The organism is Crocosphaera sp. (assembly GCF_030064895.1).
Classification (GTDB): Bacteria; Cyanobacteriota; Cyanobacteriia; order Cyanobacteriales; family Microcystaceae; genus Crocosphaera.
Genome location: NZ_JASJEB010000008.1, coordinates 18,407 through 34,215 on the forward strand (window position 1 = coordinate 18,407; position 15,809 = coordinate 34,215).

Genomic DNA, 15,809 nt, shown 5'->3' on the forward strand with positions numbered 1-15,809 from the left:
ATTTATGTGTGTTATTCGCCTAAAAATAACTGCCGCTCGTTGTTTGACATTGCTTGGTCTAGTTCTTTTAGGAATTCCCGTTTAAATTGGGGATGGGTAACGACCATGCTAGCTTTCTCCCACGCTCCTGATTCTTTTCCAAACCCAACGCTGTTCAAGATTTTGCTTAAACGGGTTGTGTCAGGGTTCCCTCTTTTATTCATTATTCCGTAGCGTTGACATAGTTGCTTGTTTGTCAAAGTCGTACCATCGTTAATCATTGTGCCGTTTAAGATGGTGCGATCACGGTACTCAACTTTTTCGATGGTTGAGTATCCCAGTACCTTTTGCTGGACTGGTTCGGGACAAGTCTGGGTGATGGTGTACCGCAGGCTTTGAGATTCTGCGATCGCCTTTTCTTTTTGTGCTTCATATTTGGCTACTTCTGCATCAAGTCGCCTTAACGTAATTTGTTTTTCCAAAATAGCTTGCTGTTCCTTGGCTCTTAGAGTTTCAATGTCCTCAGCAATAGAAGGATGATGTTGCTGAACTAATTGCCACTTTTGTTGACACTCAATATAGTAATCCCGAATCTGACGACCCTCTTGTGTCTCCGCGAGTAAGCAGAAGTGAGTGAAGGCATTACAAGAAAAGTAAAAAACCTCGGATTGCCTTCCACCACTGCTTTTGCTCATTTGTGAGCAAAAGTCTTTTCCTCTAACGAACTTACTTAAGCGACGTTTAGCATTAGCCTTTTTACTGTATCCTGCTATTTTCCAGGCAGTGTCAAACGGCACAGGGAATTGTACCCCCTCTTTTTCCGCTTTAAACCAAGATTCAACAAGGTTTTTAGTGCTATTATTGTTCTGTATGTTAGTCATAATTATCTGCTCCTATGCAGAAATGTGTGTTTTGTCAGTCAAAATAAAATGACTGGCATTTTACTGTTTTTCAACGTCAGCTTTAATTAATCTCTCGATATAGTTAGACAAAGAGCGATCTTGCTCCTTAGCTTTAGCTTCCGCTTTTTCTTTAAGTTCAATCGTGATATAGGTTGAAACCCTTTGCTTGCTTGTTGCGGATTCAACTTCCGTGGTTTTGCCTGGAACTAAAGCAATATTAAGTGGAGGACAAAACCATTTGATCAAAGCCTTCTCTACGTCTGGCAAAAGCTTTGAATCCTCTACGAACAAATAAGATACCTTGATCTTGCCGATTTCCTGCAACTCATCATACTTGTGATGCCCACTCCACCTTTGTTTAGGATTGATAGACCGCCCAATGTACTGAATGACATCGTTACTATCGATTGCAAAATAAATAGCTGGTTGACGAGGAAACGCCGATTTAGCATCAAGGGGAAGCCAGGGAAGTTTTGATAGGTCTAGTTCTTTGGGGTTAATCATTTATTTGACCATCTCCTTTTCTGCTTCAACTAACTCATCAAAAGTACAGCCATAAACATCCATTAACTGTTGAAGTTTCAATGGGGTCATGCGAGGGGCGTTTTTCAGTTGCTCCCAATTACGAATTGTTGAGACAGCAACATCAAGCTCTACTGCTACCTCCTCAGCCCTTTTTCCTGAACGCAATCTTAGTTCTTTCATGTTCATACCAAAAGCTTACACTAATATAATAGCACATTTATTTAGTACCAACCACTTGACAGGTACTAATTAGTTAGCTATTATTGACATAAGGAAAGACAGTCAGAAGTTTGGTCGCTTAGTGACTGCCTTTCTATCCACAAAATAATTAATGGAGTTACACCCATGTTAACGAAAAAGCATCCTATTTTCGAGTCTAAAAACATTCATGATGCTGAAATGATTGCCAACATCGCCAGAGATACCGAGGAATTCTATTTACAGAAAGCGCGTGAGGCGACTATTACTCAGATTAAAAGCTTGTTAAGAGTTAAAGGTTATCGAGTTACCGATGAACTTGCTGAGGAGTTTTTGACCGGTAGAATTTAATTATGGTGATGCACCAGCTTTTTGAATCTATTTTTTGCTTTGAGGAAAAACAATGAATTTAAAACAACAAATCAGAGAACTAATTGAAGAGTATTCCTTAGAGGAGGTTGTAAAGGAGATATGGGATTATAACTTTTATTTTCAAGGGGGATGGATGAGTTATTCATCCCAGTTATACGGTATTATTAACGACTTGGATCGTAAACAAAAAGAGCTTGAGAGGGAGAAAAAGAAGCGGCAAGCAACCGAACAACAAGAAGCTTTTGAAAAAGAGAGAAAAGACAACATTCGCTATCAAATCGAACGCTATTACTTTCTTAAAGGACAGTACGAAGAAAAAGGGGTAAAAATGCCCGAGTCAATGTACGAAATGTTTAGACCTTATTTGGAGGCTAATAAAAATGACAATTATTAATTGCATTTGGACAACCAAAGAAGGAAGAGAAATACCTTGTACAAAGGTGGTACTCAAAACATTCTCAACCGAATTCATAGAGGTTTTGGTATCGAAAAGTATTTGGAAGTATAGTGTCAACTTTGGATACGAGTATCATGTTCATGGTGGTATTAAAGATTTTGATGATGTTGATACTATAGACTCTAAATACGTCTGTGTGCGAAAAGTTCCTAAAACAGAGTTAACAAAACAATTAGAGGCTGAACTTGTCCAGGAAGTAATTGATTTTGTTAAATATGCTTTACTCTAACCAAATCTGTTTCTTACTCTCGTAGCCTCTTCTTCTCGTTTCAGTTCTAATTGTTCTAGGCTTTCTCCAAGTTGGTTCGGCGAGGAGAGATTTCGATCACTGACAATTCTAAGTTCGTGTGTTAACTAGGAGTAAGAGTTAATTTAAAATTATGATTGAATTATTAGCATCTCTGGTTATTTCTACTGAAGATCAGATTACTTTGAATGAGAAAGACAAGCAAATGGCTTTTGAGATTTGTGAATATGCTTCTTTACCTGAATCAAATGATCGAGGTTTTAATATTATAGTCAACAAACTAAGTAGTGTTTACGTTGAAGAAGGTATTGAGACGGGAATAGAAAACCATTATCAATATGCTATGCTAAAAACAACAAAAGTTTTACGTTTAGTTAATACCAAGGCTAGAGAAGGCGGTTGTGACTCGATACTCGAATAAAAAAAACACCCATAACAGTTATGGGTGTTAAAATACATTTCTGTGTGTTTATTGGTTAAAACAAAAGTAATTGGTACTGCTTGGTTTTGGCTTGATTCAACATCCGATTTAGGTCATCTAAACTACTTGAAGCCTCCATGTACGTTAATAACGCCTTCTGATGTTTTTCTAAGAGCATAACCCCTTCATCAGATAAAAATTGATGAAGCTTGTCCCATGAACCCGTTTTTTCTTTGCAGTTTTTAACGGCATTATAGACTCCTGTGGGAAGATAGTCATATACAAGTTCTTTGGTTAACTTAGCCCATAAGGCAGGGCGTTTGTGTCCTTCTGCTTTTAGGTTGGTTAACCTTTCTAGTTGAGAGTAATATTCTATGGGAAATCTCCTTTGCCACAAAGTAGGCACAGGTAAGACGCACAACTCAATAATTTCCTCTGGGGTTAATTTCTTGGTTCGGGTTTGTTTCCAACCTTTAGCGTCTCTAATAGCTTGACGCATCCCTGTTGCCGAAAAATACATATCCCACTGTTGAGCAATTTCTTTTCCAGCGTAAGCGTAATATTTGATAACAATAGAACACACTATATCGATCACTTTTCCGTTTTCGTTGAAAATTTGATGACCACTCTCAAAGCCATACTCAGAGAGCTTTTCGTCTATTTTAGAGTTAAAAAAGTGACCACCTTTATTTCTCCACGGATTGTTTTTAAAGCCACACATTTTAGCCAATGCGCGACGACTCATGTGTCCTATTCCCTCGGTTGTTACCGACAAATCCTTTTCGTACTGTTCCAAGTTAAACATTTCGTTCTGCCTCCATGCAGAAATGTGTGTGTAAGTAATCAAACCAATTAGATTGGCGATCGCAAAAGCTAATCGTCAAGGGTTATTCCAAAATTTATCCCTAGCGTTTCCTGAATCTTCTGAAATGTTTCTACTGGTATATCTTGCTGCTCAGCCTCGATTCTGTACCAATTAGCAGTAGTCATATCAATAGATGCACATATTTTAGTTAAAGACCGCTTGTCTTTCAGTCGCGCTTCTTTAATTCTTTTTCCTAGATTGGGGACTTCTACTTCAACTCTTTTAAAGACTTTCATCAATGTTTGGGACATAGGGTTCTCCTGACACTTGACATTATATAACCTTACATCAATCATATACCACAAAGTAAAACTTGACAACCACCAAGTAGCACGTTATAGTAGAAACATAAGGAAAGGCAGCCAAAAGTTTGGTCGCTTGGTGACTGCCTTTCCTGTAAACCTAATCAAAGGAATATTACCACTATGTTAACGAAAAAACACGCAATCTTTAACACCGAGAATGAACATGATGCTGAAATCATTGCCGAACTTGCCCGTAATGCTGAGGAACAATGTCTAGAGAAAGCGCGTGAATCAGTATTACAGCAAGTCAAACAGTGGTTAGAGTTCAGGGGCTATCAAGCTACTGATGAACTTGCAGGACAGTTCTTAACCGGTAGAATTTAACCAAATCTGTTTCTTACTCTCGTAGCCTCTTCTTCTCGTTTCAGTTCTAATTGTTCTAGGCTTTCTCCAAGTTGATTGGGGGAAGCCACATTTATATTATTGGAAGTGTTAATTACATAGGTTTTACCAGTACCAGTTCCCCCACTACTACGATAGGAACCGCCGCCAACCATACCACCACGGTTATAGTTTTGGACTTGTGCGTAATCCTTGTTATTTTGGTTCTCAATCTGTTGTCGCTTGTAACTCATATAAGCAGGGACTTCTGAGCGAGGTACGACATACTCCCCTGCAGTTAATGCTGCCAAAACGGGAGTTCCACCGCCCATAAGCTTTTCTTTTTTCATGGCCATCATGGCACTAATTCCCAATTCAGTAGCCGTGCCACCCATTACCAGATTTTGAACCATACCACCCTTAGCTAGATTGGGGGTTTCAACAATACCACCGCCATCAAATCCCATCACACCACCGAACATTCCCCCAAACATTCCCCCAAACATACGAGCTAAGGGACGAGCGATGGTCATTTTAATTACTTCTGCTGCTATGGTTCTAAACAAGGCTAATGCTGCGTCTTCAATGCTTTTAGTCTGCATCAATACGTCAACTAGGCTCTGTTCAAACTGTTGTACAAAAGGATTGGCTTGGATGAAAGCTTGTTCGAGTCGAAGGTTTGTTATCGCTTCTAGCTCTGATCTGTAACCTGCTAGTTGTTCTTGGCTAAAGCCCATTCCTTCTGCCCGTCTTACCTGTTCATCAATATAAATGGGGTTGGCTTGTAGTTCAGCTTCTAATATGCCAGCACGTCCGAATGGGTTGCCACTAATTGAGTCTTCTAATCGGGCGCGTTGAACTGCGAGATCATCGGAGAAGCGTTGGCGGTTGAGATTGTCGGTTAAGTTGGATTCTTGTTCAATTCTTTCGTCTGTTAAGTTCTTAATTTCTTTTAATTCTTCGACCTGCCCCCCTAGAGCCTGAGCCTGTCCTTCTAGCTCCTCAGTTACCTTTTTCCTTTCAGGGTCTGTGATAATAGCTTGCATCTCCTCTAGTTTCTGGTAAGAAGCTTCCAAGGATTTTCTCTCCTCTTCTGTCAGGTCAACTCTAGTTTGATAATCTTCGATAATTTGCTTTTGTTTCTCTATTTCCTGTAGTGCAGCTTCTTCTACTCCCTCCATCGCCGTCAATTGCTCTTCAATACTACGTTTTAAGTCTTGACGTTGTTCTATTTCTCGTTGGAACTGTGCTGCATTTTGGGCTAAGTCTTGGGCAAGTTTCTGCTGTGCAGTTGTAGTTAAAATAGTCCCATTTCTTAGTTTTTCGACACCGTTTTCAAGGTCTCTAAACTGCCTAGTAGTCTGTTCCGCACCTCGGATAAATTGCCTGTTAGTTTGCTCCGTTCTTTGAGCCTGACCTGTAATGTCGTTTTCGGTTTGAAGTATAGCCCTAGACTCGTTTTCACGCGCTTGCTGTTCTCTTAATTGGTTCAAAGAATCTTGTCTATCAACTACCGATTCTCTAGCGTCTGCAATTGTTTCGACATTTGACACACCAGGGAATCCGTCGGACGGGATGGTGACGGGGGTGAATTCAGGGATAGTTACTGGCGATAGTTGACTTACTGGTTTCGGCTGGTTTGTTGTGGTGACTGCCTGTCCATTGTTTAATTGAGGTAAAAATTGATTCGCGTAAGTCAGCCTACGTCCAGCAATTCCAAACCTCTCATAATCCTTCATTGCGCCCATAGCCTCTTCTACAGAGGTTGCATTAAAGAGGCGATCGCGAACACCTTTCGAGATACTTATGGAATCGTCATATTTTCCACCCTTGGTTATTTCGTCAAAAAAGAGGTCTATTTGGTTATTGATATCTGTCTCTAGGCTATTAGTAAAAGCAGGGACTCTGTTTCTTCTACCAAAAGACCATTGAGCCAAGCCTAACCCTGTACCGCCTTTTTCTTTCGCGTAAGGGTTGAACGAAGATTCTTGTTGGAATGTCCCTAGAATAGCAGCCCTGGCGTAAGGGTTAGTCAATCCTCTTTGGATTAACGCATTGTCGATCATCCCCTTGTTACCAGATAGAGGGCTTTGGTTAACGGAGGATTGAGTCTGTGCTTGAGTGGGTACTGTTTGAACCGATGCTGCTGCCCCTTGATTCAATTTAATATTACTTTGATCTAAATCCACGAGCATCGTATTAGCCCCATGAGTAGTGGCCCACGAAGCAAGTTTTCTTATTGCTGCTGGATCTGTAAAGACCAAACATCCAGCAGAACCTAAAACTGGATCTTCCAAATGGGCCCCAATAGCTGACCTTGCAGTATTAAACTGTGGAGTCATTCCGATCCACCCAGTGATTTTATTCCTGGGAACCTTGGTGTGATCAAAGCCTGATAAGTTCATATCTCGAACTTGTGCAGCTTGACCAGTATTCAAAGTCCAGCGTCCATCAGGCAATGGGTTTCTTGTCCCTGCTACATCACGCCTTTGCGCTGCTGAAACACCTTGTTTAGTGGGATCGCCCGATGCACCACCCATGATGGTATCCACAATCTTGCCATTACTGTCCACCAGGTCAAGGCGAATTTCGTCTAAACCTCCATTTAGCTTTCTACCGGTTTCAGTGGCCACAACCTGAAACCCTTTTTTTAACTCAGAACCCAGATCGTAACTTCCAGACGCTCTAGCTTGTAGGTTCGTTGTGCTAGCATCACCAAAAAATTCTCTTGGATCTACGAATTTATCATCAACTTGTACTTTTAAATCTAAGTGAGGGCCGGTACTTCCCCAAGATCCTTGATCTCCCCCTGTTGTTCCTATCTTTTGCCCTAATTGTAAAACTTGTCCTTGCTTGACCAATACCTTATCGAGATGGTTTAGGTGAACCACGATTTTTCTCCCCATCTCATCGAGTCCCTGTATTTTTATCCCATATTCTCCTTTGTCACTATATAAAGACGTAACTGTACCACTGATGGGAGCAACAAGTTCGGTTCCGGTGGGGTATTGGTAGTCAATCCCATTATGCTTTCTCGTTCCCCCGTCTCTCATGGCATCCATCATACCGCGCGGGCTTGGTAATTTTTCTTTCGCCGTTTTTCCCGGTACTGGGAAAACTCTGTCCCCATTTAAAACTTGCTGTGAAGATGCACCCGTAGAACCACTCGCAGAAAAACTCCCAACACTAGCGTTAATCCGCTTGGCCAACTCATGGATTGACTCAACTAGAGCGTTGCCTTGTTCTGTAACATTGACACCGACCTGATCCATTGAAACGCCCAATTGGTAAGCTTGTGATTCGATATCTTTAGCTCTAAATAAAATATCTTGCCAGGTTCTGTGCTGTTGTCTCTCAAAGTCTTGTTGTTGTCTTCTGAATTGCTCTAACTGAACCAACCTTTGACGTTCTAAGTCCTCCTGTTGTTCTTGTAAGTTTCTGACTTGTCTGGCAATATTTATGGTGTCATTTTCGATTTGTAAGCGAGTTTCATTGCGCCTATCCGTTTCCCCTTGAAGGCGCGAAATTGACTGCCTAATTGCGATTACCGCATCACCGAAACCCTGCAACGGGTTATCAAACCCCTCGGGGTTAAGATTAATAAAGCTTGTCCTTAAGCTAATATTTTCTATATCTCTTCGAGTGGCTTTAATTTGGTTTTCTGCTGCTAAAGTTTGTTGTTCAATACTTCTGTATAAGTCATCCCATTGTTCTGCTAAACCTCTAAATGACCTGAACTGATTACGGTTAAAGTCTTCTACGGATCGCTCGAAGTCAACTAACTGTCTTTCTGCGTTTCTTTGAAAGTCTGCGATTTGATTAGCTAAATCTCTTATTTTTTTTCTAACATCTTTTCTTAATTCTCTCCCGTCAAAGGTTAACTGAGATAACTGAGACCTTGTTCCCGATAAATCTTTTTCTGTTGATTTGATACTCTCTTTTAATTTCTTAATTTCTTCTTTTCTTTGATCATTGTTTTCAACCCCATGGATAGCAAGAATTTTGTCTAATGCGGCTTGCCTCTCTTTTAGGATACCCACTAAATCTTGTTCTTGTTCTTGTAAGATCGTTTTTCTGCTTTCTTGGGATCTAATGTCTCGCTCCCCTTTTGTTTGGCTTGTCTGGTTTATTGCTGCCTGCTCATCCATACCTCTTAACGTCAAAGCGTGTTTTGTTTTGTCAAAAGCTTTCTCAGCATCCTTAAGTTTATTTATAGTCTTATCCCAGACCGTTTCAAGTGGTTTCACCGCGTCTGATAAACCAGAATTATTAAAATAATCAACTACTTGATCGATCAGGTTTTTTTGTGGCTCTAGAATTTCCAGTAAGGCGGCTTTTTCAGCTTCGCTTCTATCACTGTTTTTAATAGCTTCCTCTTTCCCTTTAATCCCTGCTTGAATAGAATTTATTTGATCAACAATATTTTTAAGTGGTTCAACGGCTTGCTCCCTAGCTTCTAGTGCTTGCTTAATAGCAGCATCAATATCCTTTATTTCCGCTAAAGACGCGCTATCTGCTTTCTTAGCTAATTCTTTTCTAGTAGCTCCTAGTTCAAGTAGTTTTTGTTCTAGCTGTTCGACTTCTTGTAAGGCTTTCTGGTTATCTCCTGTCAAAAACTGTTCAATATTAAATGGAGCCAATTGTGAACCAACTAAGAATTTCTCTAGCTCAGATTGTGTATTTCGTATGTCTTGGGCGTTGCCGAGTAACTGTCTTCTGCCTAAACCAATGTAGCTATCATTTTCTGAGAAAAAATCACCAACGCCTAGTAATTCGGACTGTTGTTTTGTTGAATTAAAGTCTTTACCCATTAAGCGCCTGGGTATCCTATCCACTGCTCTTAAGAACCCTCCAAAACCACTATCTTGTTGGTTCATCATATTTACTAAGTCGTCTGTCTTGAACGATTCCCCTCCTAAACCCAATATGTTTTTTGGATTTAATTCTAAACCTTTACTTTTTGGTTTAAGTTGGACGCTTATTACTTCTGTTACTTGTTTATATTTTTCTGCTATTTGTTCCAATGACGTAGTTATCGACAAGGCTGAGTTAGCCATGTTTGCATCGACCTTTCCCATTTCACCCATTAAAGCGTTAGAAAAATCACCTCTAGCTAAAGATAAAACGCCATAAGCTGTTGCTAAATTTGCGCCAAATCCTAAGACTTTTCCTCCTATTGTCTTAAAAGCATTCGCGCTTGAAGCGGCCAATGTCGATAAGCTTTGCTTGAAATTATTTGTCGTGAAAATAGCTCTAGTAGTTTGTTGGACATACAGTTTTAAGGATTTTGCCATTCCTCCCAAAGTGTTAAATATATAAAGCTTTCCTAACACAATTAGTTGTTCAAACATTACAGCAAGCGCAACCATTTCGACAACTCCCGATGGTATTATTTTCAAAGAAAAACTAGAGAAACTATCAGCAAGTTTTTCCATCATCGTACGTTGATCATTCCAGTCAACGGCAAATAAACTTTGTCCTTTACTTTCTCTGTTCATGTTATCAAAGGCACTAAATATGTTTTCAAAGAAGCCTCCCACGCCTTGTGCCATGTTTTCAAATATAGTGTTGTTAGCTCCTAAGAAATCGTCAGTAACATCTGCAATGACCCCAACAAGAAATGGAGTCATTGAGCCTATTAGTTTCCCTGTTGTTGTTGCAAAAGTCGTTCCAAATTTATTAACAAAACTAGCGATTTGCGATGTTGAGAAAATAGCTTGTAGTCCAACAGCGACCTGTGCTGACATTCCGATCACGGCTGTACCGCCAAGTTTAACAAGAGTATCAAAGTGTTTTTCTGCTGATTCAATCATTCCGGCAAAAGCTTTATTTGAAAGGACAAAAAAACCTCCAAAAGTTTTAGCTAATTTAACTTGTAACTTAAATGATGCGTTTTCTACTCTCGCTAGACTACTAACATAATCGTCAGCGTTTCTTTTGGCCGCTTCTCCAAAATCTTCTTTTAAGACCTTAGCTACTTTCGGTAATACCTCTTCTGCCAACAGCGCGCCTTGTGAAATAAGTTTGTTAAATTCTCCTCTTGAAACTCCTAGTGCTTTCTGAAAGACTGACATTGCTGGAGGAAATTTCTCCCCTAGTTGTTGTCTTAACTCTTCCATAGAAACCTTACCTTTTGCAAGAATCTGTGTATAGGCATTAAAAACCAGCCCTGTATCAAAAGTGTTTAATTGCAAGGCTTTAGCTGAGACAGAAATGGCTTCAAACAATTCTTTTACGCCTTCTCCTTCGAGTTCCGTTCCCTTCGCCGCTACAGATAGCTGAGCAAAATTATCCGCAGAAACTTGTAGAGATGTTCCCAGTTGATCCGAAATCTTAGTTACAAACTCCAAAGAACTACCTTTAGGTAAAGGCACTTGTTCCCCTACAGCATCAACAGTCTGTAGCCTAGCGGTGGTTGCTGTTGTGTTATTCAAAGCATCTTGAATCGCTGTGGTTAAAGGGGTCAAGAAACTTGTGACTAAAAGCCCTGTTATGACGGTGGGAAGCATGGGGATTAAGTTTGAGGCCACAAAGCTACCTCCCGTTAGCATCGGGTTAGCCATCATTGCCCCCGATCCAATAAAAGGCAAAATCTCCCCTTCGGCTTCTTGTCGTCCAAAACGTTTTCGGAACTGTTTTCTAAAGTTTCGAAATAGTTTATCTACAAATTGTGTTGATCCATACTCAGAAAGTTCTTGGGTCAAAGCTTCTATCCTTCTATCTGAAAAAGAAGTTCTTGCAACTCTTTTCGCGTATCTAGCAGGATACCTTGCCACGTTAGATTTATTTCCCAAAAAAGCCTCTCTTTCTGCGGTTAGTCTATCCAACTCTCTTCTGCGGTTTCTTCTGATCCTTTCTCTTCTTTCGGCAGATGTTTCTGTTCCTTTTTGCCGTTGGTTTTCCGGGGATCTTAAGCTTTCTTCAAGCCTTCTTCTTCTCTCTTTCAATCTAATCGCCTTTGGAGTCTCAAAAGTGGGATCACCGATAGATCCGTCTGTACGGCGAGAAGTACGATCTATTTCTTGTTGGATTATTCTATCTAAGTCTTTTAGTTCTTTTTGAACTGCCTTCTTGTACTCCTTAAAGCCTTTTCTTTTTAATAACCCTTCCAAATATCCTTCATCAACAAACTCTCCTCTCTTTTTCATCTCTCTAGAAGGTGATTTAATACCCATTGAGTCGTCAAACCCTTTCTTGAAAGCATCTCCCATCTTCTTCCCTTCTTTTTTTGCTTTTTTGCCACCACTCAACCCCTGGCTAAGTCCATCTCGTATCTCTTTTTCCCGTTTTGTCGCATCTTTGGCAGTAAACTTTGAATTGCCCGTTATTTTATTCAATCTGGTTCTTTCTCTTGTTAACGAAGATCGTAACTGAGGCAAGATTCCGCCCCGTTCAGCTTTTGGGATCGTCTCATACAACTTAATCAACTCGCTATACTCTTTTTTTAAGGCGCGAACTGTAGCAATATCTTTTTTATCTACAGGAGACTGTATTTTGCTGGATCTTTCTAAGAACTTAGCTCTGTCTCTTATAAACTCTTCTGGTGTTGGATTTTTTCTTTTTGTAAACTCTTCACTCAGCGCACCCAGTGACTTTCCTGTTTTCTTCCCAAAGTTCGCACCAAACTTTTTTAAACCTTGTTCTATGTAACTGGACGGCAAAAATGTACTAGAAAATCTTGCTGCTAATTGATTCCCCACACCCTCAAACAAGCCTTGGGTAATATTATTTAATGGCTTCATTGCTATTTCAAATAATTTCTTAGTTGCATTATTAGCAAGTTTCCCTGTTGCTTCTCCTAGTGCTGAAACTTCAACCCCCTTTCTTTCGGATTTGTCATCTTGGCTGGTTTTTGATGTTGTGGTTGCTTTTACTTCTATGGTTTTTTCTGTACTAGTAATATTATCTAATTTCTCTTGCAAAGTATCTAGATCGCTGAAATCAACTTTAACAACAAAAGGACTTTGTAGAGAATTCCTTAAACCCGATTGCGCTCGATCAACTTCTTCAAACAAGTCCCTCAAATCTTCTAACCCTTGGGTGTTGGCCTTGGTTTTGATTTCTATTACTTGTTGAGCCTGTTTCCTTAGTGCGCTAAAAGCTTTGCTAACAGACTTAATCTCTTGTTCTAACTGTTCTATCTCCCCAGTATCTACTTTTGGGGAAATGACTGTGTTTTCAAAAGTCTTTAATTCTTTTTTAACTGCTTGTAGATCGGCTAAGTATTGAGTTTTGTCTAGCCTTAATCCAATCTCTACCGATCCTACACTTACCATTACTGTTTACCTAATTTACAAATAGTTTCATACAGCCCATCAACTTGGGCAATTTCATAAAGAATATTGGAAGGAATTAATCCCTCATCACGACATTTAACAAAGATTTGTGCCGTCTTTTGACTAATAGTTTTTTCATGTTTTGTTTCGGGTTCAAACGGAAGAAATTGCCTGAAATCACTTGGAAAAGATTTTTTGGGATCTCGAAGGTAGTTGTAGGCTAGGGATGCTACTTGTGCCACGGTAAAAGAGTTTTGATTAATCTCCCTCTGCTTAGCTTTTTTAATCCCTAGCCACTTCTTAAGGACTAAGTGATAAGGCATTTCTCTAAACTCCCACTCACTTACCCCCCAAGCTATCCAATCAAAATAGATTTCTTCCCAATCTATGCTTTGGCTAATTCCTTCTCCGTTTCCATTTCGTTTCCCTCCTCTTCATTCTCTTCTGTACGACTACCGAAAGCCTCGTCTCTAGCGAAATTAATTATTTCTGCAATGAGGTTAGAACTAAGGTTTAACACTTCTTCCTGTTTAAACCGAAAATTCTTAATAGTACCATCAACGATTACACGATTATTTAAAAAGTGAACAACCAAGGCTCTTAAATAAGACTGCTGTTCTGCTAACAGTTTGTTCATTTTAGTTCTAAGACCATTTAACAATTCTAGAGAAACATAATCTTGTGCGTTTTTAGTAATAATAACACCGTTAATATTTTCCTCTAAAACGTCAGAATCTATAAAGCCATTGATTTCTTTTTCTGATAACTGAGAGCATTGAGATTTGATCGATTCCATTACTCTAAAATAGTCCCTAACACTATCTTGATAGCTATCAAAAACCGCTTTTTGACTAATAGACTCTCCGACGCTAACCCCTCCTCTTTTAACAAGCTCTAGGTAGTAGCCATCGTCCTCTTCTTCTTGAAGGATTTTTTCGAGTAATTCTAAACCTTGAGTACCAGCATTGAAAGCGATCCATTCAACTGGTACTTCAATCGTGTGGGATTCTAACTTAAATTGAGATAAATCAAGAAGCATAATTAATTAATTCTAGTGCTGTATTTACTTGGATAATTGGTTCAGACCGGTTTTTGCATTCATCGGGAATTTTGACGTAATAAAATTCCTGATCTGGCGTACTGACTTCTAAAAAATCGCTGGTTATTTTTTTTGCAAAGTACGCCAACCCCACCAGTAATCGGTCGCTCCTAAAAGAACAATTAACCAACATAAGTTTACTACCAGGGTTATGGCGATGCTGCAAAATTTCTATCACTACGCAACTTGACTCTTAAGTGTGATGGGTTTACCGGAAATGTCAAAATTCATTGTCGCTTGTACAAATTCGGAAATCCCTGAGTTTAAACCATTCTGTCCAATCACAGCAGAACCATATGTTCCCCCACGGTTACCGTCAAACGTTACCATCACTGTAACCAGTTTTCCTTCTCCACTAACTGCTCGTATAGCAAGGAATCCGGGATCGTCATGAATCCAAACTCCACTCGCATCCAGTGCTGCAGATTCACTAACAGCTTGTTTCTTTGTAAAAAATTCCCCAAAGACTCTATCTTCTATAATCTCGACTTGATTATCAATATTCGCTGTGTTAGCGGACAAATAAGGGATCTGAGCATAAACCCGAATAATCTCATCCCCTGCTGCTGTTTCAGGAGTTGCTTCGATAGGAATCTGGGTAGCACCAGCAGCCGTAAACTCGGAAACCACAAAATAATTTTGGTAAGCAGTGGACAATCCTTGACCAGCCCAGTCTGCTTTAAATCCCAAAAGAGTCCGTTCATGAAGATCCACGGGACTGCCCTGGGTCAGAGTTAGACTGGTGGCGTTAGCAGCAACCGCACCTGTAACCAGAGTCATCTCCTGATAGGGAATCGCCTCGGACAGGGCGTATGGTGTACCGATAAAAACTCTATTATTTTGACCCGGGGTAAATGAATCACCTCGGTTTATAACATCTTGTAAACTTGTCATTTAATATAAACCCTCAAGTAAAATTGATTTGCCTATATTTTACCAGACACAGACAGATATGTATGTTAAAGGATCAATCTTTCTAAACCCATTCTTTTCCCCACACACGCCTCTATAATTGTTCTCTCAAACGCTATCCCTTGTGGCAATTCTGCATAAGGACTGGTTAATGGACTTTTTAATACGTCCAGATAAGTATTATTGGTTAACCTCAGTTTAGCTAATAGGGTTGTTAGCTCTGGGTTATGCTGTACCAACTCAATCCTAAACCCAAACTTGATCGCATTTCCCCCTAACATGGGATCGGTTTTTATATCAATATTATCGTGGATAATGCACTCAATCCCACCAGGTACTTTCATACGCCACTGATTGTTGATCAAATCCTTGCTGCGTCTGTAAATGGCTGGTATGGTGACATTTGTGTTTTTGGTAAATTCTAGAGTTCCCAATAAGTTCTCGCTTTCTTGGGAACCTTGTAGTATCTGTGTAACTTTTCCTTGCAAGGTACTTAACCATCTATCTATGTCTGCTTGTTGGATCGAGTAAGACATTAATTGGACTGTTTATCTTTAGAGGGAATACTTGGGACTGACAAGGTTAATAATTGTTGAGCAATATCACTTAACCCTATTTGAAGTTTAGCGAAAGTTTCTTCTGGATTGTTTCCTTTTGTCGCAAACATAGATTCTTCCGTTAATTTTAATTCAAAAGCTTTTTTATTTCCAAATACAATAAAACCTTGATACTCCTTAATAGAAACTTGTGATCCGTCGAAAACTATAACGGCGCGATATTTACTAATTAACGGAATGTCATATATAAAAGTAGGCTCAAAGGCTGATACACCATAGCTTTTGAATTGAGCTAAAAATGAAAGATGTTCAACTGGAATTAGCATATTTATTTCTTTTAGTAGTGGCCACCAATCTTGGTGGCCAAGATATT

General features: G+C 39.7%; 16 protein-coding genes. 5 read left to right on the top strand and 11 right to left on the bottom strand.

Going from position 1 to position 15,809, the window contains the following annotated elements; all coding sequences use genetic code 11:
- Window positions 1-11: 11 nt before the first annotated feature.
- From QNJ66_RS03505 to QNJ66_RS03515, 3 genes are read right to left on the bottom strand one after another with little or no spacing between them, the layout of a single operon-like run.
- Window positions 12-860 (bottom strand): hypothetical protein, encoded by an 849-nt coding sequence (locus tag QNJ66_RS03505; protein ID WP_300503086.1) that lies wholly within the window; start codon window positions 858-860, stop codon window positions 12-14.
- A gap of 60 nt (window positions 861-920) precedes the next feature.
- Window positions 921-1,385: a GIY-YIG nuclease family protein gene (locus QNJ66_RS03510; RefSeq protein ID WP_300503088.1), complete on the bottom strand. Its 465-nt coding sequence runs from the start codon at window positions 1,383-1,385 to the stop codon at window positions 921-923.
- The gene (locus QNJ66_RS03515) at window positions 1,386-1,592 is read right to left on the bottom strand and encodes a helix-turn-helix transcriptional regulator (RefSeq protein WP_300503089.1); all 207 of its coding nucleotides are present in this window, start codon (window positions 1,590-1,592) and stop codon (window positions 1,386-1,388) included. It abuts the gene before it with no gap.
- A gap of 159 nt (window positions 1,593-1,751) precedes the next feature.
- On the opposite strand from QNJ66_RS03515, the gene QNJ66_RS03520 reads away from it, so the two are divergent.
- The 4 genes from QNJ66_RS03520 to QNJ66_RS03535 all read left to right on the top strand — a co-directional run bounded on the left by QNJ66_RS03520 (window position 1,752) and on the right by QNJ66_RS03535 (window position 3,101).
- The gene (locus QNJ66_RS03520; RefSeq protein ID WP_300503091.1) at window positions 1,752-1,955 is read left to right on the top strand and encodes a hypothetical protein; all 204 of its coding nucleotides are present in this window, start codon (window positions 1,752-1,754) and stop codon (window positions 1,953-1,955) included.
- A gap of 52 nt (window positions 1,956-2,007) precedes the next feature.
- Window positions 2,008-2,370 (top strand): hypothetical protein, encoded by a 363-nt coding sequence (locus QNJ66_RS03525; RefSeq protein ID WP_300503093.1) that lies wholly within the window; start codon window positions 2,008-2,010, stop codon window positions 2,368-2,370.
- A gap of 46 nt (window positions 2,371-2,416) precedes the next feature.
- Window positions 2,417-2,662, top strand: a complete 246-nt coding sequence (locus tag QNJ66_RS03530; protein ID WP_300503095.1) for a hypothetical protein — start codon at window positions 2,417-2,419, stop codon at window positions 2,660-2,662.
- A 151-nt stretch (window positions 2,663-2,813) separates the two neighbouring features.
- Entirely contained in the window at window positions 2,814-3,101 is a 288-nt protein-coding gene (locus tag QNJ66_RS03535; protein WP_300503097.1) for a hypothetical protein, read from the top strand.
- Between the two features lie 55 nt (window positions 3,102-3,156).
- On the opposite strand, the gene QNJ66_RS03540 is transcribed toward QNJ66_RS03535, so the two are convergent.
- Together QNJ66_RS03540 and QNJ66_RS03545 are read right to left on the bottom strand one after the other, a co-directional pair.
- The gene (locus QNJ66_RS03540) at window positions 3,157-3,906 is read right to left on the bottom strand and encodes a P63C domain-containing protein (protein ID WP_300503099.1); all 750 of its coding nucleotides are present in this window, start codon (window positions 3,904-3,906) and stop codon (window positions 3,157-3,159) included.
- Window positions 3,907-3,974: 68 nt separating this feature from the next.
- The gene (locus QNJ66_RS03545) at window positions 3,975-4,217 is read right to left on the bottom strand and encodes a helix-turn-helix transcriptional regulator (RefSeq protein WP_300503100.1); all 243 of its coding nucleotides are present in this window, start codon (window positions 4,215-4,217) and stop codon (window positions 3,975-3,977) included.
- Between the two features lie 174 nt (window positions 4,218-4,391).
- Here QNJ66_RS03545 and QNJ66_RS03550 point away from each other — a divergent pair, with 174 nt between their 5' ends.
- Entirely contained in the window at window positions 4,392-4,595 is a 204-nt protein-coding gene (locus tag QNJ66_RS03550; RefSeq protein ID WP_300503102.1) for a hypothetical protein, read from the top strand.
- Here the strand turns inward: QNJ66_RS03550 and QNJ66_RS03555 are convergent.
- The 6 genes from QNJ66_RS03555 to QNJ66_RS03580 all read right to left on the bottom strand — a co-directional run bounded on the left by QNJ66_RS03555 (window position 4,592) and on the right by QNJ66_RS03580 (window position 15,762).
- Entirely contained in the window at window positions 4,592-12,868 is an 8,277-nt protein-coding gene (locus QNJ66_RS03555; RefSeq protein WP_300503104.1) for a phage tail tip lysozyme, read from the bottom strand. The two genes, QNJ66_RS03550 and QNJ66_RS03555, sit on opposite strands and share 4 nt — an antisense overlap.
- On the bottom strand, window positions 12,868-13,191 hold the full coding sequence (locus QNJ66_RS03560; RefSeq protein WP_300503105.1) for a hypothetical protein: 324 nt from the start codon (window positions 13,189-13,191) through the stop codon (window positions 12,868-12,870). Before QNJ66_RS03560 ends, QNJ66_RS03555 begins: the two co-directional genes overlap by 1 nt.
- A gap of 62 nt (window positions 13,192-13,253) precedes the next feature.
- Complete coding sequence (locus QNJ66_RS03565; protein WP_300503107.1) at window positions 13,254-13,907, bottom strand: hypothetical protein; 654 nt, start codon at window positions 13,905-13,907, stop codon at window positions 13,254-13,256.
- A gap of 237 nt (window positions 13,908-14,144) precedes the next feature.
- On the bottom strand, window positions 14,145-14,861 hold the full coding sequence (locus QNJ66_RS03570; protein ID WP_300503108.1) for a hypothetical protein: 717 nt from the start codon (window positions 14,859-14,861) through the stop codon (window positions 14,145-14,147).
- Window positions 14,862-14,926: 65 nt separating this feature from the next.
- Window positions 14,927-15,415 carry a hypothetical protein gene (locus QNJ66_RS03575; RefSeq protein ID WP_300503110.1) on the bottom strand — a complete coding sequence of 163 codons (489 nt, stop codon included), beginning with the start codon at window positions 15,413-15,415 and terminating at the stop codon, window positions 14,927-14,929.
- Window positions 15,415-15,762, bottom strand: coding sequence for a hypothetical protein (locus QNJ66_RS03580; RefSeq protein WP_300503112.1), 348 nt, complete (start codon window positions 15,760-15,762; stop codon window positions 15,415-15,417). The genes QNJ66_RS03575 and QNJ66_RS03580 overlap by 1 nt, the downstream gene beginning before the upstream one ends.
- Between the last annotated feature and the right edge of the window lie 47 nt (window positions 15,763-15,809).